This is a genomic window from Micromonospora rosaria, assembly GCF_001567585.1.
In the GTDB taxonomy this organism is placed as follows: Bacteria; Actinomycetota; Actinomycetes; order Mycobacteriales; family Micromonosporaceae; genus Micromonospora; species Micromonospora rosaria.
Genome location: NZ_LRQV01000015.1, coordinates 53,463 through 76,895, shown reverse-complemented (window position 1 = coordinate 76,895; position 23,433 = coordinate 53,463). Strand labels below are relative to the sequence as shown.

The following is a 23,433-nucleotide window of genomic DNA, read 5'->3' as shown; positions in this document are numbered from 1 at the left end:
CCGGAAGGGGTCAAAATTCAGCCGGAACCACGGGGTCAGTTTTCAGGCGGAGCCGACAACATGCTCGCCCAGCGCCCGGCCACCGCCCTCGCCAGACCCCGGCTCTTGCACGGTCACCGGCGGACCCCCTGTCGGCTCCGCTGCTCGAAGAACCGCCGCCAGGCGTAGGTGAACAACGGCGGATCCGCCGCCACCGGCACCGCAGGCAGCGCGGGTGACGAGCAGGGCCGCCCCGGCTGACAGGTTCTCGCATTGCCGGAGATGTACAGGGTCACGCCTACTCCCCCGCTACGTTCGGGTTCTCGACAGCAGTGGGCTCGCCATTGGCGAGGCGAGCCCACCGCCACCGGGCGACGGTTGGGAGCGGACCGCCGGTCACCCACCCACGCAGCCCTGTCGGCAGTACGCGGACGGGGAGTTGTCCTCGTACGGCAGCGATTCGCGGCGACGCCGTCGCGCCGCCTTCCGCTCGACAACCGCTTGGGTGCATACGTCCACCCAACCGGCACCGGGCGACGACTCCCAGTGCGGAAACGGCGCAGAACTGATGCATCCCCATTGCGTTACGAGGCGTGAGCTGCATGAATGATTCCGTGATGACCGAGGGCCGAGGGAGGGATACGTGGCGGGCAAGCGCCGGCACCGGTTAGCCCAACGTCGCAAGACGATCGGGTTGAGCCAGGAACGCCTGGCCGAGTCCCTCGGCGTCGACCGCTCGACAGTCGTCCGTTGGGAACGGGCGGAAACGGATCCTCAGCCCTGGCACCGACCACGCCTGGCAGCGGCCCTGCGGCTGTCGATCGAGGAACTGGCCGACCTCCTGGCCGACGTCGGCCAGCCGCCCGCCCCGCCGGACGAACGTCTCGCCTACGTCCTGCGTCATCCCCGTCGCGTCGACCTGGTCGCCGTCGCACATTTGCGGGAGCGTGTGCAGAGCCTCGACCAGCAGTACGATCGCCTGCCCTCCACACTCCTCCTCGCCGAGGCCGGGCAACTCCACGGGCAGGCCATCTTCCTCCGTCAGCACGCCAGCGCCGGACCGGTGCACCGCGAACTGGCAGCAGCCGTCGCCGAGTCCGCCACGCTGATGGGCCAACTCGTCTGGGACGCCTCACAACGACGCGACCACCACACCAGCGCCACTTACTTCGATCAAGCGATCAGCGCCGCCCGCGAAACCCGCGACGTCGTCACGGAGGCCAACGCCCTACTCCGCAAGAGCTACCTGCCTCTCTACGGCACCAAGCAGCCCACCAGCAGCCTGGTCCTGACCACGAACGCCGCAGCCGTCGCCCGCAGCGACAGTCACGTCATCTCCGGCCTCGCACACCTGCACCGCGCCGAGGCACACGCCATGCTCGGTCAGCCCCGAGAATGCTCCGACGCTCTCTCAGCCGCCGAAGCCCACCTCACCGCGGTCGATGCCCGCGATCCAGCCGCAGCCCTCTTCTGCCCGAGTCACCACACCCGACTCGCGGGTTCCTGCTGGCTGTTCCTCAACAAGCCGGCCGACGCGATCCCGGCGCTGGAGAACGCCCGACACCTGATCGCGGCACGCAGCAAGTCCACCGCCGTCGTCCTGGGCAACCTGGCCCTCGCCAGCATCCTGCAACGCGACGTCGACGCCGCCACCTCTCACCTCCACGAGGCCATCGACGTCATCGAACGAACCCGCGCCGGAGGCGGCCTCAACCTCGCCTTCACCGCAGCACGCCAGCTACGTCCCTGGCGCGACCAACCCGCCGTCCAGGACGTCAACGACCGACTCCTCACCCTCATGACCCCGTAGGAGCCACCGGTGACCAGCCTCGCCGAGATCGACCGCGCCAAGCAGACTGTGCGGCACCACGTCTGGGACCTCCTCGAACGTGAACGCGCCGCCCCGGCCGGGGTTCACGGCCACATTCCCGACTTCGTCGGCAAGGACACCGCCGCCGACCTACTCGCCGACCTGGACGCCTGGAAGACAGCACGGGTCATCAAGTGCAACCCCGACCGCGCCCAACTTCCCGTCCGGATACGCGCACTCCAGGAAGGCAAACTGCTCTACATGGCGGTACCGCGCCTCGCCACCCCCAAACCCTTCTATCTCCTCGACCCCACCACCCTGACCGCCCCGTACGACACCGCCGCCACCAGCACCGGAGCACCGAAGGTCGCCCCCACCGTGAGCCCGGACGAGATGCGACGCATCGACCTGATCGTCTGCGGCAGCGTTGCCATCAGCCGACACGACGGCATCCGGATCGGTAAAGGCGCCGGCTATGCGGACCTGGAAGTCGCCCTCCTCGCCGACGCCGGTCTCGTCACCACCGATACCGCCATCGCCACCACCATCCACCAGAGCCAGCTTCTCGACGACGAGCTACCCCACGCGGCCCACGACTTCCCGGTCGGCCTCGCGATCACCCCACACGAGGTACTGAGCTTCGGACCACGACGAAAAGCCCTCCCCGGGATCATCATGACTGATCTCCGCCCGGACCAACTCGACCAGATCCCCGCCCTGAACCGCCCAACGCACGGCGCGGAATGACAGTTCGACCGTGCGCAGTGGGGCGCGGGCAGGTCACCGACGTCCAAGTACAGATGACACCCGAGGAGAGCTACTGCCGTTCACCGGTGCAACACATCGCCAGCGCCCCTCTCCCTTACGCCAAGGGCTCGGGCCAGCCCAGGGTCGACCTATGACCGGCGGCCACCTGCAGATCGTCGTCTGCGGCGCCGGCCCCACCACCGACGTCGCCCACCTCGTCCACGCCGCCCACGCGCAGACCTGGACAGCAGCCGTCACCGCCACACCCAACGCGACGGACTTCCTGAACGTCCCCGCCATCGAGGAGCTGACCGGCACCGCCGTGCGGTCCAGCTACCAGGCATCCCCCGGCAACCGCCGGTCACTGCCCGCCCCCGACGCCCTGGTCATCGCACCCGCCACCTACAACTCCATCAACAAGATCGCCCTCGGCCTGGCCGACAACTACGCCATGACCACGGTCGCCGAACTCATCGGACGCCGGGTACCCACCGTCATCGTGCCCTTCGCCAACACCGCCCTCGCCGCCCGACTCCCCTTCCGCCACGCCGTGGAAAGCCTCCGCAACGAAGGCATACACGTCCTCCTCGGCCCCGAACACGACTGGGAACCACACCCACCCGGCAGCGGCAACGACCGGCAACGCACCTTCCCCTGGGCAACCGCCTTCGAGATCGCGGCCCGGCATGCCGGCTAACTGGTTCGGCTGAGCACATCCAGGATCGGCAACAACCCCTCCGCGCAGAGCGTGCGACAGTCGCGGACGTGACCTTTCCCCTGGAGGCACTTCCAGCCGCCGTGCTGGCCCGGACGCAGACCTGGGCGAGGATCGGTATGACGTGGCCCACACGACCAATCGAGCCGAACCACGGCAAGCCGATCGTCATCAAGTCAAAGACGGTCGAGTCGATGGACGCCCACCACAGAGACTCGAGGCAACGGACGACATCCGGAACACCCACCATGGGCCCTCACGATGTTCGAGCAAGAGATCAAGCACCGGTCCGAGCGCCACGAGCTCTCCCGCCGCCGGACTTCCCCGCTACGCCCTACCGTGGAAGCCGTGGACCGGATCGCCATCATCGGCTGCGGCGGCAGCGGCAAATCCACCACCGCCCGACACCTCGCCCAGATCCTCGACGCGCCACTCACCCACCTCGACGCCCTCTACTACGACGAGCACTGGACACCACTCCCCCAGGACACATTCGCCCGGCTGCAGGAGAAACTCGTCACCGGCGAACGGTGGATCATCGAAGGCAACTACGCCAGCACCCTGCCCACCCGACTCACCGCAGCCGACAACGTCATCTTCCTCGACCTACCAGCCGCGACCTGCCTATGGGGCATCGCCCAACGCCGGCGGCGCTACCGAGGCGGCCAACACCAGACCAACGGCGTCTACGACCGCATCACCTGGAACTTCATCCGCTACATCCTCACCTACCGACACACCATGCGACCCCGCATCCACACCCTGCTCCAGAAACACGCACCACACGCCCGACTGATCACCCTCACCAGCCGACACCACAACAACCGATTCATCGACCACATACGACGGGACGCACAGCTCGCTACCTGACCCGTCCTTCTGATGCCGTGGCCCGGCTGCGCGCCGGGCGTCCGCAGGCCAGCCCGGCAGAGTTAGCCTTGGCCGCCAATGTTCCGAACGTCATGTCCGACGCCTTATGTCGCGCCAGCCCTGGGTTGCGGCACAACAAAAAGATGGTTCTCGAAATTTCTGATGGCGCACCCAAGCGAATTCCCGCTGGCCGAGCGTGGTCTGGTTTATCAATCACATCGACCGTCGCGGCTCCTGGCAGCACACAGTCTTGGTGCGAGGTCCACACGCAGGGCGGGGCTAGAGGCAGCATGACGCTCGAACGCTTCAAGTAGTTAATCGGCTACGCACGGCTAGACGGGGGTGATTCCCGACGATAGCCTGGCCGCGGTGGAATAGCAGCCCGAGTTCTTCACCGGAGGCAACTGGATGGCGCGTAGGTCTACCTCGCCGAATGAGTCGGAACGCTGGCAACGCCAGCAGATACGAGAACTCGAGCGGCAACAGCGCGCCACCGCAGCTGCGGCCAAGGCCGCTGATCGGGCAAAACGGGACCAGCACATCGCCGATCAGAAGCGCGAGACCGAGCTACGGACTGCCGAAGTCGAGACCCGGGCACGGCAGCTCCAGGCGATCCTCACCTCCGGCCTACGCCACACCGCTCGAATCGACCTGACCTCGCTCAAGCGTCAGCCCTCGCAGCAGCCGTTCAATCCGGGCGACCTTGCCGCGGTTGCCACGCAGCCGGCCTGGGGGCAGTTCGAGCCACCGCAGCCCGGTATGGTCAGCCGGCTTTTCGGCCGGCAGAGCCGCTACCAGCAGCAGCTCGCCCATGCTCGCGCCGCGCATCAGCAGGCCATACAGGCATGGCAGGCCGCCGACGCCGACCGGCGTCGGCGGCTCGACGCGGCACGCAGCAACCATGACGAGCTGGTCCGGCGACATCTGGCGGAGGTTGAGGAGCACAACCGACACGTCGAGCAACTGATTACCAGCTACCGCGCCCGAGACCGTAAGACCGTTGAGTCGGTCCTCGGGCTCGTCCTCAACCAGGTACCGCTGCCAGACGACTTCCCCCGGCGCGCGGAGATCACCTTCAGTCCCCAGCAGGCGCAGATCGTCGTACGCATTCAGCTCCCCGGCCGCGACGCTGTACCCACCGTGCGTGGATACAAGTACGTCCAGACCCGCGACGAGATCCAACCGGCCCCACGGCCCACGAAGGAGACCAGCGAGCTGTACCGATCGCTCGTCGCCCAGGTAGCGCTCCTGACGTTGCACAACCTGTTCGAAGCCGATCCGCAGCTTGCCAGCATCGGGTTCAACGGCCACGTCGACGCGATCAACCCCGGCACCGGGCAGCGCGAATACCCCTGCCTCATCAGCCTCAACGTCGAACGTGAGTTGTTCGCCCAACTCGTCCTCGCCCAGGTCCGGCCCGAGGTGTGCCTGCGCCACCTCAACGCCCTCGTCTCGCCGCACCCGTACGAACTGGAGCCGATCACTCCGATCCTGGACTTCGACCTGACCAAGTTCTCGTTCGTCGACGGTTTGGACGCGGTCTCCACGCTCGACTCGCGCCCCGACCTGATGAAGATGAGCCCCACCGAGTTCGAACACCTGGTCCGGCAGATCTTCGAGGCGATGGGCGTGGAAAGCTGGACCACCGAGCAGAACTACGACGACGGAGTCGACGCAGTCGTCGTCAACCGCTCGCCCCTGCTCGGCCGGCTGAGCATCGTGCAGGCCAAGCGCTACAAGGATGCCGTGGGCGTCAGCCACATCCGCGAACTCGCCGGCGCCATCGAAGAGAAGAAGGCCGGACACGGCATCCTCGTCACCACCTCATGGTTCACCCCACGTTCGTGGCAGAAGGCCCGCGAACACGGGCGGATCGAACTCATCGACGGCAACCGCCTTACCTACCTGATCAAAGAGCACCTCGGCAAGGACGTCCTGATCGGCATCAAGCGCCCTCGGACCGCGACCACCGGACCGGACGGCACCAACGCGGCGCCCACCGGCAGCTGAGCGCAGCTACGAGGTTCCGGCCAGGGCCAAGAGCATGAGACACGGCCGTCACAACAGGCTAGCTCTGCTGGTCCTGCACCACGGCGAACAGTGGGCGGCCGAGATGATCTGCCGTGACTCATCAGCTGAACCGAGGTGTGCCGTGCGGCCAGGTCCAGCGAGTCAGGCGGGCCATCGCGCCATCACCGCCCGGCCTGCGTAAGCAGCTGGTCGTATTACTCGCCCCTCGGTGGCCCGGGCCGGGAGTCCGGCGGCAGCTGCGCCGGCCGGCGTGCGCGCTGCGCGTCGGCGGAGTCGCCTTCCTGCCGTGCCCGCGTGGCACCAGTTCCGGTGCCGTCGTTCTGTGGCGCGTATTCGGCGTGGGCCTGCTCGACCGCGTCCGGGTACGCCTGGGCCTTCTCGTGCGCAGCGAGAGCGCGGTAGATACTGGCCACGCTCGGGTTACAGCCCTTGCGCTTGCCGGTCGGGATAATCAGGTCAGGGCGGATCTGCTCGACGGTCTCGCCGTTCGCACGGCGGCACAGGACGGTGTGCAGCATGTCGTCGGTGATGACCCGCGCCCGGTCGCCGTGCCGGCCCCTGCCGGACGGCGGCGTCAAGCCCTTCGAGGGTGCCCTCGCGGATGTTGTCGCGCTCGATCTCGGCCAGGGCTGCGAAGAACGCGAACAGGATCCGGCCACTGGCGCACCTACGTCGGCAACGGAAAGGCGATCGCATGAAGGTGACCTGGACCTACGACCGAGGCGACCACCGCGACAACCACGAGGTCGACGTGACCGAACCCGCCGCCCTGGAAACCCTCCTGGGTGAGATCCACCAGGCCGGCGAGCCCGTCGTGATCACCATCTTCTCCGACACCACCGACGACCCCGACGACCTGCCACCCGGCCTCCAGGTGGGGCTCGGCCACCCCACCCACGCCTTCGCGGTCCACATCGCCGGCACCGGCGGCTACCTCACCGACCCCACCGCCACCACCCCACAGCGAGGGCTCCACTTCGACGTCGGCGGAGTACCCACCGAGTACCCCGCAGAACACCTCCGGCTCCGCCCCGAGACCGCCATACAGATCGCGGCCACCTTCGTCAGGAGCGACGGCGCACCACCGCACGTACCCGAAACCAGCAAGTAGCCATAGGCCCAACCGAGGCTACTGCGGTGGCATCCGCCGGAACGCCGCGACAGGTACGGCACGGACGGACATGCGCAAAGGATGGTCCAGGCGGGCAGGCCGTGGAGTGCTGGCAGCGTCAGCGGAGCCGCGGGCCTGTGGTATCAGATGATCAGGTTCCCGGTGCAATCTCAAAGGCGCAGCCCCAGGACAAGGTCACGCCAGCCCCGCTGTGGCCGTAGTTGTGGATCAGCCGGGCGCCGCTGAGCTGTTGTTCCTCAAGGCGGACGTACGGACGGGTGGGGCGTAGGCCAACCCGGTGCTCGATAACCTGGGCGTCCCGGAGTCGGGGTTCGATTTCGGCGCAACGATCGATGATCGCGGCTGCGGTGTCGGGATCCGGCTCTCGGCTCCGCTCGCCGGATTGGGCGGTGCCGCCCAGGACAAGGGTCTCGCCCTGAGGATAGAAATGCAGCAGGTCAGGTGACTCCCCGGTGTCTTCAGTGAAGAAGTCGGCGATGCCGGGGTTCTCAACCACGACGAGTTGTCCACGAGTCGGGGTCAGGTCGGGGTCGGGTACGAGGCCCCGAGCGCCCATCCCAGCGCAGTTGACTACCATGGGGGCAACACCAACGGCGTCGCCAAGCGAGTCGATCCGGCGGAGCGCGATCTCGCCAGCGGCTACCTCCAGCCGCCCTTGCAGGTAGCGCAGATAGACCGGCATGTCGACCAGCGGAGCGGTGTATCGCCAGCCGGTAGCGAATCCGTCCGGTAGCTCACTCGGCTCGCACCTGCGGAAACCGTCGAGCTGATTGCCCCACTCGGGCGGTTCGGCGGGCGTGCGGGACGCCTCGATCCCGGAGACGAGCCGTACCCCGGTCGCCGGGTTGGTGGCGAGGTGCCGCAGCACGTCGAGCGTCTGAGCGCTCCACACCCGCACCCGGTCGACGGGCTCGACAAGGTACGGACCCCACATCGCCCCGGCGGCGTACGAGGTGGTCCGCTCGGGTGGCTCGGCTGCCCAGATCCTCACCCGCAGGCCAGCTTCGGCGAGGCAGACGGCGGTGGTAAGGCCGGATACACCGGCACCGATAACCAGGGCGTCAAGCTCGGTGCGGCTCATCGGGTGACCGTAGTGTCAGGCCGGTCAGTGCGCGAGCGCGTTCTCAAGGTCGGGGAGCAGGTCGGCGACGCTCTGGTTCCGCTTCCGTCGCCGGAGTTCCTGGGCGAGCGTGCCCAACAGGGCGGTACTGCGAGGTGAACGGACCCGGCCGAGCCGGGGCAGGGCCATCCGGGTCACCGCGCCGGCGTCGTCGAGTTTGCCGTGAGCGGTATAGCCGAGGGCAAGCCAGGCGCCTTCGTAGAGAGCACCGCGTTGGTAGGGGACGTCCGGTCGTCGGGCGTAGGCCCCGGTACGCAGGAGTGCCCCGCCCTCGCGGAGCAGGGCCCGCCCGTCGGTTCCCCTGCCGCTGGCCACCACCTGCCGACCGGCGAGGATCACCGCGTAGCCAGCCTGCCAGTCGAGGTGGTTCGGCGTCAGGTAGTACATCCACTCCGGGTCGCGGTCGGGATGCCGCTTCGCGAGCTGGTCGCGGGACTCTGCCCAGGTTCGTTCGCACTGCTCGACGTGTCCGGCGGCGGCGTGGGCGTACGCGAGGCGGGACAGCACGGAGGCCTGGACACTCGCGGCGGACCGGTCGACGACCCGGCGGGCGGCGCTGCCGAGGCGCAGGCCGTCGTCAGCGTCGCCGAGTGAGGCGGCCCGGAAGGACAGGTCGGCCAGGATGTGCGCTTCCATGGCCCGGTATCCGGCGTCATGGGCGGCACGTAGGCCGGTGAAGAAGTAGCACTGGGCGAGACCTTGCTGTCCGGCGTCGAACGCCTTCCAACCGGCGAGTTGAGCGAGGTCGGCGAGGGCGACCAGAAGTCGGCGGGTGGTGGCGTCGGTGTGGCCGCCGTCGCGGAGTACGAGCAGGACCGCACGGACCTGGGCGCCGACGTAGCCGAGGTCGGACGCGCCGCCGCGCTCGTCGTCGAGCAGTTGCAGGCGCGGCACGCTGGCTTCGATCTGGTCGACGAGCGGATCATCGGGTGTCGCGGTCGGGAGCGCGGCCCCGTCGGCCGGTAGGTGTACGCCGAGGTAGATGTTCACGGCCTGGGTGAGGGCGGTCCCGGAGACGGAGAGGAACATTCTCCGGTCCACCAGTCCTCCCAGCAGCCAGTCCTCGGCGACCAGCATGGTGCTCCACGGGCAGGGCGTAGTCCTCATCGTGTCGCACCGCGTCTTCATCGGCGCCGTAGCCGCAAACCTGGAGAGTGCCTGCAACCCGCAAGACACGTCCCAGGCAGCCCGGGACTTCAGACTCGGGCCGGCGATCGTCTGGCCAGCCTGCCCTACACGGAGAGCAGTGCCTCCTCGTTGGAGATGATGAACTCTTTCAGCGCATCCGGCTTGAGATCCACCGCCGGCAGCTTGTCGATCGTCACCCGGTCGAGCTGGTAGCCACCACGCGACGGATCAACGAACTCCTCCCCGGTCCGGGCGGCCTCGTTCAGCTGACGTAGCCGACAGGCGAAGAAGTGCTGAACGGAAACGCCCTCACCAGCGGAGGCGGTGAACAGGAACACCTGGGCGAACCGTTCCGCCTCGGCACCGAGTTCTTCGTGCAACTCGCGGCGAAGCGCCGCCTCCAGGGAGACATCCGTCGACTCCAGGCCGCCGCCCGGCGTTGTCCAGTACGGCGCTCGGCCGGGCTTGATCCGCTTGATCAGCACGAGGCGGTCGTCCTCATCCAGAAGAACGGCCCGCACCGACCTACGTACGATCTGACGCACGACTTGCCCCTATCCGCGCCCGGGAATCACTAACAGTGAGCCTTTTTCATCCTGACTGTGCAGGTCAGGTGGGGTGGGTGCAGCCCGGTGATCGATGAGGGCGAGGCTCCAGGTAAGACAGCAAATCGACCAAAACCCGATGCCCCGACCGGGAGCCTCGCCATGCTGTCTTACCCGTCCACGATCTCGTTGTCCAGCCGGACCCTGAGCCACCTCGCCGACCGCATCCGCGGCCACCGCCAGCAGCGCCGTTCCCGGTGGCAGCGGCTGAGCCCCGGCCGGCAGGCACTGCTGGCCCTGGCCCATCTGCGCAACGGCGACACCTACCGGCGCCTCGCCGCCGGCTTCGAGATCGCAACCACCACCGCCTGGCGCTACGTCCAGGAAGCGATCGCCCTGCTCAGCGCGTCCGCCGACGACCTGGACACCGTGACGCGGCGCATCCGCACCCTGGCCTACGCGATCCTCGACGGCACGCTGATCCCAATCGACCGGGTCGCCGACCAGAAACCGTACTACTCCGGAAAGCACAAGCGTCACGGCGTGAACGTCCAGGTCATCGCCGACGCGGCCGGGCGTCTCGTCTGGGCCTCGCCCGCGCTGCCCGGCTCGACACACGACCTGACCGCCGCCCGCACCCACGGCATTGTCGAAGCCCTGACCAGCGCAGACGTGATGACCTTCGCGGACAAGGGCTATCAAGGAGCCCACGGTAGTGTGCGCACCCCGTTCAAACGGCGCCGCTTCCGGCCGAAGCTGTCACGCCGACAGCAGGCCGTCAACCGGGCCCACGCGAAGATCCGCGCCCGTGGCGAGCGGGCGATCGCCACGCTTAAGACCTGGAAGATCCTGGTCAAGCTGCGCTGCTGCCCACGCCGAGCCACCGCGATCGTGCAGGCCATCCTCGTCCTACACCACGTCGAAGCCGACCGCTACGCAGGATGAAAAAGGCTCAGTAGGTACCTGTCGCATCTTTTGGATGCACCACGAGGTACCTGATCCAAGCCGCACCCGCCGACGCGACGCGCCCGGCAGTTGATCCATCTCTCCACCGGCACGCCACCCGTCCACCGGGAGCCCGAACGGTCCAACGGCTCCCGAGCACCCACCGAGCACCGGGCCACCGATGCGGAAACGAGAAAGACTCCAATCCGGATAAAACCCCAGGTCAGAAAGCCTTGCTGCTGGTGCGACGCCAGGGACTCGAACCCCGAACCCGCGGATCAAGAGGGCCGACCCCACACGACCGACTCCCATCAGCAACACGCAGGATGCACCCATGAGTAGCGGCTACGGAACCGGCAGATTCACCAACATCCGTCCCGACGAGGTCAACCACATCACCATGCACACCGACGCGGCCGAGATCGTCCGGCGGCTGCTCACGGACCTACGTGCACACCCCACCGAATGGGAGAACCACACCCTGGAACGCTTCCTCGCCGCACTCGAGTCCTCGCTCACCGCCCTGCCCTGGCTCTACCGAAACCGTGGGGAAGACTTTCCCGACCCGCCAACCTGGAAGCAGTTCACCGAGGCCCTCATCATGGCCACCGGCCGCGAGTAGCCGTCGCCGACGAAGGTCGTGCTGGCGTAGCGACACACAGGTGTCCATCCTCGGAAGCCACTGGAGCAGCTCGCACCGGCCCGGGTTTTGCCGCGACGCATCGACAGCGGCAGGAAAATCGCGCCCCAGTGCCGCTGACCAGGCTGAAACGGCACCTGTCGTCCGAGGCAGCGAGGTCACGGCTCCGTAGCCCACCCCGACAGGCTAGGCGCCGGTCGAGGTCACGCCGCGCCTCGGCCACCCCCTGCACCGTGATCCCGAACGGCTCGCTATGACGCCGTGACGGACCCGGCGAGGTCGGGGCGTCGCGGCGGAGCCAGGCGACCTGAACACCTGTCATCGCTGCTGCCGCCCCTCCGTCGGCCGGCGCGCCCCAGGCTCGTCGGCCGCCGGGCCGGGACGGGCCGGTACGGGGGTGAGGATTGTCGCGGAGTCGCATGGTTCGATGAGCACCTCGACTGGCCCCGCCAGGACAGCGACACGTCCGGCCGGGCCCTCTTCACGCACCACCCTGACCTGCGCCGCCTCGACGGTCAGGCTCACCCGCACTGTCGCCGCACCGCCGGGAATGACCAGCCCGCCACCCTCGTCACCGACAACCTTGCCCGCCGCGGCCGCACCACCGGTGTCGTCGGGTGCAGGAACAGACATGCCCGAAAGCGTCTCCGGCGAGGCCGGGCTCACGTCCGGGTCTTTGGCGTGTCCGTGGATGACGAAGAACCCGAGTTCGGCGTTGGTAGCCTTGCCCAGCACCTTCCGCAACGCGGTACGGCAGGGCTCGAACGGCCACCGGTGCTCACCACGTTCGAGCTTGCCAACGTAGCGGGCGTCGACGGTGACACGGCGCCCCGCGTGCTCGTAGGCGTACGCGTTGACCGCCTCTGCCAACTCTTGGCGCGACATCGGCCGCCCTGAACCTGATGGGGACTGCCGCGCCAGGCGCGCCGTGCGCAGCAGGTTGTTCGGCCCTGGTCGATAGGCCACGATGAAATCCGTCTCCTGATCTGCTTGCTGATGCCGCCCGGCTGGCTGGCTGCAAGGCAGGCGTATTGCCGCTCTGGCATGGTGTGCGAGCGCGTTATTGGTGTGCTGGGCAGCGTGGCAGGTCGCCTGTGCTGACGTGCCCTACCGGGACGTCACTGTTCCCGGATGGTGAGGCCGAGTTCCTCGACAGTCAGGCGGGTGAGGTCGGCGAGTTGGTCGTCGCTGAGGGTGAGTCCGCGCAGGTTACCGAGGGTGGTCTTGAGGTCGTGGAGGGAGTTACCGCGCAGGTCGGCGCCGAGGAGCTGGCAGGACTCCACCTCCAGGCGGTCCAGCCGACACGACCTCAACACCACCTTTGGCAGGCGGCAGGAGGACCAGGTGGCGTCGGTCAGGATGCAGTCGACGAACCCCACCGCCCCGGCGGCGGCGACTCGGGTGAAGGCGGCGTAGTCGAAGCGGCACTCCTCGAAGAGAACGTCTTTGAGGCGGAAATCGGTGAGTCGGGTTCCGGTGAACCGGGAGCCGGTGACCGCGCAGCGCTCCAAGGTCATCCCCGACAGGGAGGCCCCCGAGAAGTCGGTACGGACGATCTCGCAGCCGAACAGCGTCCCCGCCTCCCAGGTGCTCTCGCTGAGATCCGTACCGACAATCCGGCTGCTCCGCACCCGCACCTCGTCGAAAACGGCGCCGCGCCAGGAGGCGTCCTCGACAAGGGCCTCGCTGAGATCGTCGTTCAGGTCGGTGGTGGGGTCGAGGTCGGCGGGGTCGAGGTCCGGGAGCAGGATCGTCACGTCACCGATGGTGCTGGTCCGCATGCGTCCTCTCCCTGATCACGGGCAGGACAGGTAGACCGCCCCGCGCACCAGCACCCCTGCCCAAGAAGGCCTGGGGTCATTTCTTCTTGTTCCAGTTGTCCCAGCCGGGCCGGCTGTCGAACGAGCCCCGGTTGTCCCACGTGGGCCGATTGTCGAACTTCCCCGCGTCGACCGACGGTACCGCCCGGCACGGCTCGAAGTCCCGATACCACTCACGACCCTGCCTCCTTCGGTAACGACTGAGAACGCCCTCTCGGTGGCTGGGGCTTGGAGTGCTGCCGGGTCCAGCCAAGGAACCGCTCGAACACGTCCCCACAACCACCCCCACTCCTGACGCTGGACTCCCGCAGATCGTCGATGGCCTCGTGCAGACACGCCGACAGGTACAGCGACAACGCGACCCGGTTGCCCTCGTACTCGGCAAGAAGGGATTCCCGCGCCGGAATGCAGGGCCAGGCATAGCCGCAGGCGCGGCAGTGCCACCGCGGGCGCGACGGCACATGCTCACCCCGCACCACACCGCCGCCCTCAACCGTGCTCTCGCCGAAAGCAGGCTCTTCCACGGTCACCGGCGGACCCCCAGCCGGTACCGCTGCTCGAAAAACCGACGCCAGGCGTAGGTGAACAACGGCGGATCCGCCGCCGCCACCGGCACCGGAGGCGCGGACGCCGGCGAGCCGGGCAGTCCCGGCTGACCAGTTCTCGCATAGCTGGAGACGTACACCGTCACGCCCGCTCCCCCACCCTGTCTGTTCGCGGAAGGCGGTGGGTCCGCCACTGGCGAGGCGAACCCACCGCCATCGGCCGGCGGCTGGGAGCAAACCGCCGGTCACCCACCCACGCAGCCCTGTCGGCAGCACGCGGACGGGGAGTCATTGCGGCATTTCGGTCACGTGGTGTACTCCAGCTCGGTGGCGGCGATCTGCCGAAGGGTGTCGGCGACGGCGCCGGGAGTGAGGGCCTGGAGGTAGGTGACAAGGGCGTCTCGTGTGCCGGCCACGACGTCGGGCAGTGCAGGGCCATGCAGTGTCCCGGGAAGGATCACCTTGCGGAAGGCGGGATCGGTGATGGCGTCGCCGATGAGGTGTTCCGCGATCCAGTAGGGGGTGCGCTCGCGGATGGCGAAGGTGAGGTGGACGCTGGGTTCGTCGTCGGCGTTGTAGGGGTTGTGCACCCATCCTCTTGGCAGGAGCAGGGACTGGCCCGCCGTGAGGTCGATGGTCAGCTGCGGGCCGGTGGCGAGCCAGCGCTGCAGGTATTCGTCGCGCCAGACCCGCCAGGACTCCAGGTGTGACCGCATGGGGGCGTCGACGACCGGCGGCCAGAGTTCCCACCGTTTTGTTCCTGCCACCTGGACGATGACGGCCATCTGCTGGTCCCAGTGGTGTCGCAGACCTTGTCGCTGTCCCGGGGTGGTGAAGACGTGGACGTAGTTGGAGTAGCCCGTCTCGTTCTGGATGGCGCGGGTGACCCGAGCCATGGTGGGCATGACGCGTTGGAGGTTGCCGACCCGGATGGTGTGCCCGTCGTCGTGGAGCGTGCGGAGCTTGGCGGCGTCGGCTCGGCCGTGGGGGCCGGTGAAGGACCGGGGGTTGATGGCGGGGTCGGGTGCGCGGATCGCGGCGACCTCGTCGGCCGGGGTGCACCCGAGGTCGATCCAGGCCCACACCTGTTCCGGGGTGAACATCTCGTCCAGGTCCGTCGGTGCTCGTCGGTAGACGCGTGGGTCGTCCGGCCAGCGGTGGAGGAGGTCGTCGACGCCCTCCTCGGGCAGCAGGAGTTTGAGCGACATGGGGCTCCTCGTCAGCGTGGGGGTAGCGGGCAGGGCAGGTGGGGGAAGAAGTGGTTCGGGCAGCAGACGACGGAGTAGGACACGAAGGTGAAGCCGGGGCTGTAGTAGCCCAGGGCGCAGTCACTGCCCCGGCTCAGGTGTCCCCGGTCGTATGCGAGGTGTTGGTCCAGCGGCAGCACGTCGCCGCCGGGCGGGTTGGCGTTCCAGGTTCGGCGGATCCAGAGGAGCGCGTCCTCCACGTCAGTCCAGGTGCGGTCGGCTGACACCTGGTTCCGGCGGAGCAGGGCGTGGCCGGTCTGCACGGGCGTCATGGTGTTGGTGAGGAACACGCGTGTCTGGTCATCGTTCGGGTCACGGCCGGGGCGCCGTCGGTCCTCCTTGGCGTACTCGCTGCTCGGTCCGACCCATGGGCCGAAGCCGTGCCAGTGGCCGTTCCAGGTCATCCCTGCCTCCTCGTTACTGGCCGTGGTGCCGGCCGCCCCCCCGTTCGGGTTCGGGGGCGGCCGGATCGCGGGAGGTCAGGCGGTCAGGTGGCGCTGGCTCATCCAGCTGACCGCGAAGGCGTCCAGTTCGTCGGCGGTGAAGCGCAGACCGGGCCGGCCGGCGCCCTCCGGCTTGGTGTCGGTGAGGACGAAGCCCTCGCCGCCGGGGATCTCGGTGAGTCCGACGCAGCTCTCGTTGTCGCTGGTCAGGTTGCCTCCGCAGAGGGAGGTGACCTGGGCGCCCTCGATCGGCAGCTCGTAGAGGTTGGTCTCGGACATTCGCGGCGTCTCCTTTGCAGCAATGGGAACGGGTTTCGGTGTCCGGGAGTACGTGTCGACGCGATCCGAAAACTGGGGTTGCACGTCGATCTCCTCGGCTCGCCATTCACTGTGAGCCTCAACAGCGGACAGTCACACCACGCTCACGACGACCTTGCGGCGCAGGATTTCCCGGATGGCGGGGAACTTGTGCACGACACACATTCGGGGCACCGGCCACCCTGTTTCCGGTCGTAGGATCGGCAACGCCCGCGAGAGGGCGACTGTTTGCGAGGAGGAATGTCGTGGTGGACCGGCGATATCGCTCCCGGCGGGAAGAACTGGCAGCCTTCCGCGCCGAATGCCTTTCACAGGGCGCGGGGATCCGCCATCTCGCCATGGCGATCGGCGCACGGTTCAAAGTCAACTCGCGCATCGCATACCGTTACGCCCACGGGCTGACCCAACAACAGGTCGCCGACCGCTGGAACGAGTTGTGGCCCGTCGCCGACGGCAAGGCTCCCGTCACACACAAGAACATCTCGTACTGGGAGGCCTGGCCGACAGCCAGCGGTCGCCGCCCCTCCCTCGAGACCCTGAACAGGCTGGCTCGGATCTACCGATGCGCAGCCTCCGACCTGGTCGACGGCGAGGACCACACCGAACGACAGTCGACCCCGTCGAGCACCCCACGTGACCTCGCCGTCGACAGCAACCCCGCCCCCGGTGTCCAGGCCGAACCGTCGGACGTCGTCACGCGCGTAGACTCGCTGATAGCGGCATCCGGCGCGACCCTGCTCGGACAGGAGGTCAACTACGAACGCCTCGTCCAAAGCCTCATCGAGTGGGCGTACCGCATGAAACGGCGCGACATCCTCCAGTGGCTGAGCTGGGCCGCCGCCTCGGCAGCCACCGCACCCGTGCTCGACAGCCTCGACCCGTCCGAACAGGAGCGAACCCTCGGAGCGTTCGCGAACCCGTCACGGGTCGATGCCACCGTCATCGACCACATCGACGGCGTCCTGTGGCGATGCATGCGCCAGGACGACCTTCTCGGCCCGCAGGCGGCCCTCGACACCGTGCTCGCCCAGCGGCGCCTCGTCCACTCGCTCCTCGACTCGGTACCGGATCCCCTGAGGCCACGACTCCTGTCGCTGTACGCGAACCTGTCACGGTTCGCCGGCTGGCTCGCATTCGACTTGAACAACCACGCATCCGCCACCGAGTACTACGAGACCGCCCGTGCCGCAGCGCACGAGGCACAGGACACCGAACTCGGCGCATTCGTGCTCTGCAACATGAGCCACCTGGCAACCTGGAAAGGGCAACCACGCATCGGCATCGACCACGCGATCGCCGCCATCGGCTGGGCCAATCAGACAGGCGACAACAGCCTCAAGGCATACTCGTACGATGTCGCCGCCCGCGCCTACGCGATGGACAAACAAGAATCCGCGGCCCGGAATACGATCGACAACGCGAGAAACGCTCTCGACATTGTCGCCCCGGAATCAGCGACCCACACCTACTTCTACGGTCCGGGTCTGCTCGCCAGCACCGAAAGTTCGTGCCTCCTGCACCTGGGTCGCGCGGAGGAGGCCGCACGGCTCGGGGAGGTGGCTCTGGCCGAGATCGACGACGCCTTCGTCCGGAACCTCGCCATGACCTCGCTCGGGGTGGGCATCTGCCATCTACGCTCAGCAAAGCCGGACGTGGCCCGAGGCGTGGCCGTGATCGGAGAGGCCGCACGCCTCTCGGCCCACCATCGTTCGGCCCGATTCCACCAACGCCTCAACCGCGCCTGGGACACCCTCGGGCAATGGCATGACCTCCCCGAGGTCAGGGCACTCGAGGAGCAGATGAGGGCGTACGGGGTCCTAGCCAACAGCTAGATCGCCCAGCGAATCCCTCAGGTAGACGTCGAACAGGGGCGCAGCGCCCTCCGCACCACCCTCCAACTGCCCCAACCACCGCCACCGCCAATGCTCATAGATACGCTTCGTCGCCACTGCGGTGGGCTGCACCGTCAGCGTGGCACGCTCTTCCCGCCGCGAGGCGAGCAGGGCATCGTGGATCCCCCGCCCCACCCCCCTCCCCCGATGCGCCCGCTCGACCGCGTAATCGAACAGCACGAAGGTCCGCCCCGGCCACTCGCGGGACACCTCCGACGAAACAGGTTCGATCAACCGGGACCACCGAGTCGTGTCCACCGCAAGCGTGAACCCGTAGGCGAACCCCACCACCTCCGTACCGACCTCGGCCACCACCACACCGAAGGTCGGATCCTCCACGAGCCCCGACAACCGCGCCCGGTGCAGAGACGACTCGTCGTCACGCCAGAAGAACGGCGGCTCTGAGAAGACCGCGTCGTACAGCTCACAGATCGCGTCCATCCGCGCGACCGCCAACCCGGCCCCACCAACACGGAGTCGCACACCGCCGTCCACACCGGCCAGGCTATCGGCCTCCCGGCAACCGACCGAGCCGGCGAACCGGGGATGCGCCACGGCGACGACAGCCCTGCGCGGCGAGGGCGGCGGCCCAAGCGGTACGCATCCGTCTACCATCAGCCGGAACGGTCGCACGGCTCCCGAGCACCCACCGAGCACCGGACCATCAGCGGGGAAGAGAAGAAAGCTCTGATCCGGGGTAAACCCTAGGTCAGAGCCCTGCTGCTGGTGCACCGCCAGGAACTCGAACCCCGAACCCGCGGATTAAGAGATAGGCACTTTTCGAGGAAGAGTGTTCCAGTCCGCGGGTGTGAGCCCAGCCGTTCGCGGTCACGCCCCGACTTCAGCGGGGTCGGCGTCCCGCCCAGTCCGTCGAACGTTGACCCCGTCCACCGCGTCGGAGCACCCATAGAGCACCCGCTGATGAACCAATTCGTCGACGGGAATTCATCGCCACGCAAGTGAGGTTCAGGGACTGGGGCTCACAAGTTCGGCAAGGCTGTCGGGCACCACCCGGCGAGCCTGAGCGTTAGGGCGCGCTGTTGCGGCGAAGGGCGGCTGGTTGTCGATCCACAGCAGCGCGGAGAGATCAGCGGGCATGATCCATTGCGGCGGATGTGCCAAGTTGATTTTCTGCGCGCCAATGAAGGCGTCGCCGATGTTGAACTGGAAGCTGATCGTCCGCTCGCCCGCGATCAACCCGTCTACGTCGTCCAGGTCTACCGCGGTGAAGCGGTGAGCACCGGCGGCGACCACGAGGGGAACGTCGTAGCGATCCGCCAGTGCCGCATACTTGCGCACTTTGTCGTTGACCGCTCGCGCCAGCCGAGCGGCATCGACAGGACCGGCTACTCCACTCGGCCCGGCAAATTGCGCGAGTAGTCCATTTTGCGAGGCGATCGGGCCGAAGCGATCAGCGAGCACGAGAAAGGTGTAACCGTAGGCGGTGACGCTGGAGGTCGATGGCGACTGCAGTAGGCGCCGACGTACCTCCTGGGCGACCTTCTTAGCCGTGCCCGCGTCGGGTGCCGTGGGCGGCATGTTGCCAGCCTTCAGGACGAGCACGACACCGACAGGAATCTTCGCGATGCGTTGTTCGAGCGCCTTCCAGGCTCGTTGGCGGGCAAACGTCTCTCGGGGCGGCTGGTCGGTGTGAACCTCGACGAACATGACTGGGTTGCCGTCGGGCGATAGCACCGTCCAGTCCGGAGTCAAGCCACCGTACTGGCGTTCGTACGCTACGAGGTACCCCAGCCGACCGCAACGCAGCGCCTGCCGCCAACTCGATCGTGACCGGCCAGAAGAACTCATCCTTCCAGAGTCTGCCAGCTAGCTGCTCGGCGTCTGACTGAGGAAGCAAAGCGAGTTGCTCGTCGTACCAGTCCCGCCAGTGTTCAAACTCCGGCTCCACTGCGATGTCGAAGGTCAGCCGGCGGCGGTCGGGGGGCAGGCTGCCGAACTGCTGTCGATGGCGGGCAACGAAATCCTGCCCGAAGAATCTTGCAGACGTCACAGACTGATCATCAACCCGGAGTCAAGCAGGATCGCGCTGAGGGGCTCGTCCTGGGGTGAACACCGTCAGGACGCGAGCTGCGGACCCATTGAGATCATCTCAGCGAAGGGTGATTGCCCGATGCTGTGCGAGGACGGCGTCCCGGGCGAGGTTGTCGAGATCGGTGAGGATCTGGTGGGGTATGGCGGTCAGGTCCAGTGGGTGGTGGACGATGTCAATGCCGGTATGGCGGATCCGGCGGCGGGATGGTGCTGTGCCTTGGGCGTAGATGAGCCAGCCGGTGGGGAGATCGAGCGCGGTGCAATAGGCGAGCATCTGGTAGGCGTCGGCGTTGGGGTATCGCGAGCTGGGTCCTTCGAGTTTGTATTTGGCGTCGAAGACGGCGACCGGTCGCCGGTTGACGACGTGAACGACATCGGGCCTGATCGGGATGCTGCGGTCGATGTCGAGGTGGTCCTGGTACTGGGCGGCGGTGTGACCGGGGTACGGGGCGAGGGCATCGCGTAGCGCGGTGGTGACGAAGTCTTCGAACACTCTGGCCATGTTGACGACGAACGCCGCGATCGTGAGGTCACCGGGGCCGGGTTCCGCGGACTGGTATCGCAGGGTGATCTGGGCGAGGCGCAGCGCGGCGTTGTAGCGCTCGTTGAGCCGGCTGGGCCGCCATGACGGCAGCGGTGTCCCGGTGGGGAGGATGTGGACGCCGTCGAGCCGGCCGTCGAGGTGGGTGATCCGAGCGCGTGCGCCGGCGGGGAGGCGTGGCACGGTTGCCATCCGGCGCAGGGCGGTACGCAGGATCTGGTTCTCGGCGATGTCCGTGGCGTACTCGTCGTAGCGGACCTCGATGGGCAGGAGCACGCCGGGGCGGCGGGTGAACTGGTCGGCGAACCGGATGCGGCCTCGGACCAGGGGTAAAGCCTCGTCGACGGAGACGTAGCCTTGCAGGACGCCGGGCGCCAGCGCTCGTTCAGCCTGGCGGATCAGTGATTCGGCCAGGGCCGGCCAAAGGTCTGGTTCTGCGGTGGCGGTGACGTCTTCCGGGCGGAACCCCGGGTCGAGGGCGTAGCCGAGAAGGAACAGCAGCCGGGTGATGCCGGTCTTGGGTCGTACCTGGACGTCGAGGTCACCGATGCGGACAGCGCCGACCTTGCCGGTGGGCAGCAGGTGCCACCAGCCGTGGCCGTCGGGGTGGACCTCGACCAGCCGGGTGCTGCTGAGCGCGGCGGCGATGCCGTCGTCGAGACGCCGCCGTGTCCCTTTGGTGTCGAGTTCGTCGAGGGCGATGGGCGGTTCGCTCATCGTGCGGGTTCCGGCGGGTCGGCCGGTGGGGGTGGTGTGATGCGGTCGCGGATGGCGGCCAGTCCGAACCGGTTACGGATCTGGGCGCGGTTGAGCCGGCCGTAATAGTGCTCCTCCAGCAGCGGCATCAGGTCGTATCGCCAGACCCGTTCGAGGGCGGCGTCGGTGCCGAGGCCGGGGCGCATCAGGTAGGACGGGCCGATTTTGAAGTCGTGGTCCTGTTCGTCGTCGATACTGTCGTTGAGGGCGGCGAGCAGCGCAGCGCGTTCGTCATCGTGATGGTCGTTGGCGGCCAGCCAGTTGCCGAGGACGTCGCGGACCGGGGGTTCGTCGGGGTGCAGCTCGATGAAGGCGAATCGGCGCCGGATCGCGGCGTCCACCAGCGAGATCGAACGGTCGGCGGTGTTCATGGTGCCGAGGATGAACACGTTGGGCGGCAGGTTGAACGCCTCGGACGGGGAGTATTGCAGCCGTACAGTGGCGTGGCGGTACTCCAGCAGGAAGTACAGCTCACCGAAGACTTTGGCCAGGTTCGCCCGGTTGATCTCGTCGACGATCAGGACGTACGGTCGTTCGGGGTTGTTGCGGGCCTCGGCGGCGATCTCGCGTAGCGGGCCGGGTGCCTTGGCGAAGCTGACCGTGCCGGGAGCGGCACCTTCGACCGGGCGAAATCCTTCGAAGAAGTCCTCGTACGCGTACGACGGGTGGAACTGCACCAGTCGCACGGCGTCGCGGTCGGCGACGTGAGCCGCGAGTGCTCGCGCGAGGTAGGTCTTGCCGGTGCCGGGTGGGCCGTAAAGGATGATCTGGGATCGGTCCTGCCACACCTCGATCAAATCCTGCAGCCAGGGCCGTTCGATGTGCAGCTGGGCCGCAAGCGTGTCGGTCGCCGCGGTCAGTTTCGGCACGGCGAGCGGCGCCGGCTGCGAACGCTCAGCCGTGTCGGACTCCGGCAGGGTCTCGCCGTCGGCGTCGGCGCCGATCAGGCTGGCGAGGATGTCTAGGGCACCGGTCAGGTCAACCACGGTGCCCTGCTGGTCCAGTTCAGCGGGCAGCGGTGCCGGCAGCATCGCCACACCGACCGCGTCGTGGGTCAGCCACGCCGCGGATCTGCGTAGGCGGGCGCCGCTGTCGTCCGGGCTGTACTCCGCGTCGCCGTCGAGGATCGCGCCGTACAGGTGATCGTCGAGCAGGGTGACCACGATGTCGTCGGCGGCCATCTGCGACAGGAACGCGTGGTATTCGGTGGCCAGGCTCATCCGCTGGGCGTAGTCCAGGTGCTGGTAGCCGGCTTCCACCGCGGCACGGACCGCGGCCCGGGAAGCGCCGGGCGACGTCTCGCCCAGGTGGGTCGCGGCCAGCGAAACGAACGACTCCGCCCGCCATCTGCCCACCAGGTCGGAACCGCCTTGCCGAGGCCGTACCAGCCAGGCCCGGCGTTCCCCGGGCGGCCGTTCGGCCTGCTTACGCCATTGTGCGGCGAACGGTGGCCGGTAGTAGTCGACCGGCTGCCCCGTCTCCTGCTCGATCCGGGTCGTGATGGTGAACAGATCCCGGTTGAGGTCACCGGAGGACCGTTCGCCTTGGCCGAGGAAGGTGTCGCGGATCGCCTTCTTGTCGGTGATGCTCAGGATCGGCAGGAAGTGTGTCGGGAACGCCAGATACAGCAGTTCCTCGCGTAGAGATGGCATGAAACGGCGCTGGTAGACGGCGTCCTGCCAAGCCCACGGGTCGGCGAACGCGCTGGCTTGTTGCTGCTGCGGGACCTGCCACCAGTTGCCGAGGAAGTTGACCGCGTCGACCAGCCATTTCCACAGCATGGTGTGTGCGCCGGTGCCGCCGTTCCAGGTGCCCTGGGCGAACGCGGCCTGCACGTGCTCCGGGATGCTGACCGGCTCACGCATCCAGCTCAGCACCTCGACGATCCGTCCGTGCAGTGTCGCGGCGGTCAGGTTGAGCAGCGGTAACCCTTGCAGGGTGAGTAGTTCCGCCGCGAGCTGGATGGCATCGTCGGGCGCACCGTCGAGCTGACGGCGGAGCTTGGCCAGGAAGTGATCTTTGCTCGCGTCGGGTCGCTCGTTGTAGTGGCTGTGCAATTCGGCCGTGGTCTCTGCGGTCCAGACTCGCCGATGCGGGGTGAACAACGACCGGCCCTGGAGCAGGCCCAACTCCAGCAGCTCCCGCCCGACCTTGCGG

The 23,433-nt window shown here is 67.6% G+C and carries 23 protein-coding genes and 3 pseudogenes; 9 read left to right on the top strand and 17 right to left on the bottom strand.

Translation table 11 applies throughout. The features are described 5' to 3' along the window. Nucleotides 1–113: 113 nt before the first annotated feature. Entirely contained in the window at nt 114–275 is a 162-nt protein-coding gene (gene amcA, locus AWW66_RS33495; protein ID WP_157527241.1) for a multiple cyclophane-containing RiPP AmcA, read from the bottom strand. Nucleotides 276–622: 347 nt separating this feature from the next. Between amcA (AWW66_RS33495) and AWW66_RS07215 the strand changes: the two genes are divergently transcribed. The 5 genes from AWW66_RS07215 to AWW66_RS07195 all read left to right on the top strand — a co-directional run bounded on the left by AWW66_RS07215 (nt 623) and on the right by AWW66_RS07195 (nt 6,131). Beyond that, entirely contained in the window at nt 623–1,789 is a 1,167-nt protein-coding gene (locus AWW66_RS07215; RefSeq protein WP_067361563.1) for a helix-turn-helix transcriptional regulator, read from the top strand. Between the two features lie 9 nt (nt 1,790–1,798). Further along, nucleotides 1,799–2,536 (top strand): 5-formyltetrahydrofolate cyclo-ligase, encoded by a 738-nt coding sequence (locus tag AWW66_RS07210; protein WP_067361561.1) that lies wholly within the window; start codon nt 1,799–1,801, stop codon nt 2,534–2,536. Between the two features lie 151 nt (nt 2,537–2,687). Then, nucleotides 2,688–3,233, top strand: a complete 546-nt coding sequence (locus tag AWW66_RS07205; RefSeq protein ID WP_067361558.1) for a flavoprotein — start codon at nt 2,688–2,690, stop codon at nt 3,231–3,233. Nucleotides 3,234–3,599: 366 nt separating this feature from the next. Then, the gene (locus AWW66_RS07200; RefSeq protein WP_067361555.1) at nt 3,600–4,121 is read left to right on the top strand and encodes a P-loop NTPase family protein; all 522 of its coding nucleotides are present in this window, start codon (nt 3,600–3,602) and stop codon (nt 4,119–4,121) included. 408 nt (nt 4,122–4,529) lie between these two features. Continuing rightward, nucleotides 4,530–6,131, top strand: coding sequence for a restriction endonuclease (locus tag AWW66_RS07195; protein ID WP_083978294.1), 1,602 nt, complete (start codon nt 4,530–4,532; stop codon nt 6,129–6,131). A 215-nt stretch (nt 6,132–6,346) separates the two neighbouring features. On the opposite strand, the gene AWW66_RS36345 is transcribed toward AWW66_RS07195, so the two are convergent. Further along, the gene (locus AWW66_RS36345; RefSeq protein WP_245647989.1) at nt 6,347–6,730 is read right to left on the bottom strand and encodes a hypothetical protein; all 384 of its coding nucleotides are present in this window, start codon (nt 6,728–6,730) and stop codon (nt 6,347–6,349) included. Nucleotides 6,731–6,758: 28 nt separating this feature from the next. Next, nucleotides 6,759–6,848 (bottom strand): annotated as a pseudogene (locus AWW66_RS36340) (hypothetical protein); the annotation flags it as partial. Here AWW66_RS36340 and AWW66_RS07185 point away from each other — a divergent pair. Continuing rightward, nucleotides 6,847–7,263: an Imm1 family immunity protein gene (locus AWW66_RS07185; protein ID WP_067361553.1), complete on the top strand. Its 417-nt coding sequence runs from the start codon at nt 6,847–6,849 to the stop codon at nt 7,261–7,263. The pseudogene AWW66_RS36340 and the gene AWW66_RS07185 sit on opposite strands and share 2 nt — an antisense overlap. Before the next feature lie 151 nt (nt 7,264–7,414). Here the strand turns inward: AWW66_RS07185 and AWW66_RS07180 are convergent, their stop codons facing one another. From AWW66_RS07180 to AWW66_RS07170, 3 genes and pseudogenes are all read right to left on the bottom strand, one after another. Then, nucleotides 7,415–8,365, bottom strand: coding sequence for an FAD-dependent oxidoreductase (locus AWW66_RS07180; protein ID WP_067361551.1), 951 nt, complete (start codon nt 8,363–8,365; stop codon nt 7,415–7,417). 24 nt (nt 8,366–8,389) lie between these two features. Further along, nucleotides 8,390–9,652, bottom strand: a pseudogene (locus tag AWW66_RS07175) (NsdA family TPR-like regulatory protein); the annotation flags it as partial. After that, nucleotides 9,637–10,077, bottom strand: coding sequence for an NUDIX hydrolase (locus AWW66_RS07170; RefSeq protein WP_067361547.1), 441 nt, complete (start codon nt 10,075–10,077; stop codon nt 9,637–9,639). The gene AWW66_RS07170 and the pseudogene AWW66_RS07175, both read right to left, overlap by 16 nt. Before the next feature lie 162 nt (nt 10,078–10,239). Here AWW66_RS07170 and AWW66_RS07165 point away from each other — a divergent pair, with 162 nt between their 5' ends. Both AWW66_RS07165 and AWW66_RS07160 read left to right on the top strand, forming a co-directional pair. Next, nucleotides 10,240–11,022, top strand: coding sequence for a transposase family protein (locus AWW66_RS07165; RefSeq protein WP_067361545.1), 783 nt, complete (start codon nt 10,240–10,242; stop codon nt 11,020–11,022). 334 nt (nt 11,023–11,356) lie between these two features. After that, complete coding sequence (locus AWW66_RS07160) at nt 11,357–11,644, top strand: DUF7660 family protein (RefSeq protein ID WP_067361541.1); 288 nt, start codon at nt 11,357–11,359, stop codon at nt 11,642–11,644. Nucleotides 11,645–11,980: 336 nt separating this feature from the next. Here the strand turns inward: AWW66_RS07160 and AWW66_RS07155 are convergent, their stop codons facing one another. From AWW66_RS07155 to AWW66_RS07135, 7 genes and pseudogenes are all read right to left on the bottom strand, one after another. Continuing rightward, a complete protein-coding gene (locus tag AWW66_RS07155) occupies nt 11,981–12,628 on the bottom strand; it encodes a helix-turn-helix domain-containing protein (RefSeq protein ID WP_157527239.1) in 648 nt (215 codons plus the stop codon). A gap of 152 nt (nt 12,629–12,780) precedes the next feature. Beyond that, nucleotides 12,781–13,443, bottom strand: a complete 663-nt coding sequence (locus AWW66_RS07150; protein WP_067361535.1) for a pentapeptide repeat-containing protein — start codon at nt 13,441–13,443, stop codon at nt 12,781–12,783. A 76-nt stretch (nt 13,444–13,519) separates the two neighbouring features. Next, nucleotides 13,520–13,639, bottom strand: a pseudogene (gene amcA / locus AWW66_RS36335) (multiple cyclophane-containing RiPP AmcA); the annotation flags it as partial. A gap of 369 nt (nt 13,640–14,008) precedes the next feature. Continuing rightward, complete coding sequence (gene amcA / locus AWW66_RS34270; RefSeq protein WP_169807067.1) at nt 14,009–14,173, bottom strand: multiple cyclophane-containing RiPP AmcA; 165 nt, start codon at nt 14,171–14,173, stop codon at nt 14,009–14,011. Nucleotides 14,174–14,332: 159 nt separating this feature from the next. Further along, the gene (locus AWW66_RS07145; RefSeq protein ID WP_083978292.1) at nt 14,333–15,235 is read right to left on the bottom strand and encodes a JmjC domain-containing protein; all 903 of its coding nucleotides are present in this window, start codon (nt 15,233–15,235) and stop codon (nt 14,333–14,335) included. A gap of 11 nt (nt 15,236–15,246) precedes the next feature. Next, nucleotides 15,247–15,678 carry a hypothetical protein gene (locus AWW66_RS07140; RefSeq protein WP_067361532.1) on the bottom strand — a complete coding sequence of 144 codons (432 nt, stop codon included), beginning with the start codon at nt 15,676–15,678 and terminating at the stop codon, nt 15,247–15,249. A gap of 75 nt (nt 15,679–15,753) precedes the next feature. Next, a complete protein-coding gene (locus tag AWW66_RS07135; protein ID WP_067361524.1) occupies nt 15,754–15,996 on the bottom strand; it encodes a hypothetical protein in 243 nt (80 codons plus the stop codon). A 284-nt stretch (nt 15,997–16,280) separates the two neighbouring features. On the opposite strand from AWW66_RS07135, the gene AWW66_RS07130 reads away from it, so the two are divergent. Then, nucleotides 16,281–17,867, top strand: a complete 1,587-nt coding sequence (locus AWW66_RS07130) for a helix-turn-helix domain-containing protein (RefSeq protein WP_067361517.1) — start codon at nt 16,281–16,283, stop codon at nt 17,865–17,867. Here the strand turns inward: AWW66_RS07130 and AWW66_RS07125 are convergent. The 4 genes from AWW66_RS07125 to AWW66_RS07110 all read right to left on the bottom strand — a co-directional run bounded on the left by AWW66_RS07125 (nt 17,853) and on the right by AWW66_RS07110 (nt 23,405). Beyond that, entirely contained in the window at nt 17,853–18,422 is a 570-nt protein-coding gene (locus AWW66_RS07125) for a GNAT family N-acetyltransferase (protein WP_169807066.1), read from the bottom strand. The two genes, AWW66_RS07130 and AWW66_RS07125, sit on opposite strands and share 15 nt — an antisense overlap. 471 nt (nt 18,423–18,893) lie before the next feature. Continuing rightward, entirely contained in the window at nt 18,894–19,640 is a 747-nt protein-coding gene (locus AWW66_RS07120; RefSeq protein ID WP_157527235.1) for a hypothetical protein, read from the bottom strand. A 397-nt stretch (nt 19,641–20,037) separates the two neighbouring features. Beyond that, nucleotides 20,038–21,237, bottom strand: coding sequence for an McrC family protein (locus AWW66_RS07115; protein WP_067361511.1), 1,200 nt, complete (start codon nt 21,235–21,237; stop codon nt 20,038–20,040). Beyond that, nucleotides 21,234–23,405: an AAA family ATPase gene (locus AWW66_RS07110; RefSeq protein WP_245647982.1), complete on the bottom strand. Its 2,172-nt coding sequence runs from the start codon at nt 23,403–23,405 to the stop codon at nt 21,234–21,236. Before AWW66_RS07110 ends, AWW66_RS07115 begins: the two co-directional genes overlap by 4 nt. Nucleotides 23,406–23,433: the final 28 nt, after the last annotated feature.

Coding starts and splice junctions, on each gene's coding strand:
- AWW66_RS07185 (WP_067361553.1), top strand. CDS start 6,847: ATGAAGGTGACCTGGACCTACGACCGAGGCGACCACCGCGACAACCAC.
- AWW66_RS07205 (WP_067361558.1), top strand. CDS start 2,688: ATGACCGGCGGCCACCTGCAGATCGTCGTCTGCGGCGCCGGCCCCACC.
- AWW66_RS07195 (WP_083978294.1), top strand. CDS start 4,530: ATGGCGCGTAGGTCTACCTCGCCGAATGAGTCGGAACGCTGGCAACGC.
- AWW66_RS07180 (WP_067361551.1), bottom strand. CDS start 8,365: ATGAGCCGCACCGAGCTTGACGCCCTGGTTATCGGTGCCGGTGTATCC.
- AWW66_RS07160 (WP_067361541.1), top strand. CDS start 11,357: ATGAGTAGCGGCTACGGAACCGGCAGATTCACCAACATCCGTCCCGAC.
- AWW66_RS07115 (WP_067361511.1), bottom strand. CDS start 21,237: ATGAGCGAACCGCCCATCGCCCTCGACGAACTCGACACCAAAGGGACA.
- AWW66_RS07135 (WP_067361524.1), bottom strand. CDS start 15,996: ATGTCCGAGACCAACCTCTACGAGCTGCCGATCGAGGGCGCCCAGGTC.
- AWW66_RS07165 (WP_067361545.1), top strand. CDS start 10,240: ATGCTGTCTTACCCGTCCACGATCTCGTTGTCCAGCCGGACCCTGAGC.
- AWW66_RS07150 (WP_067361535.1), bottom strand. CDS start 13,443: ATGCGGACCAGCACCATCGGTGACGTGACGATCCTGCTCCCGGACCTC.
- AWW66_RS07140 (WP_067361532.1), bottom strand. CDS start 15,678: ATGACCTGGAACGGCCACTGGCACGGCTTCGGCCCATGGGTCGGACCG.
- AWW66_RS07145 (WP_083978292.1), bottom strand. CDS start 15,235: ATGTCGCTCAAACTCCTGCTGCCCGAGGAGGGCGTCGACGACCTCCTC.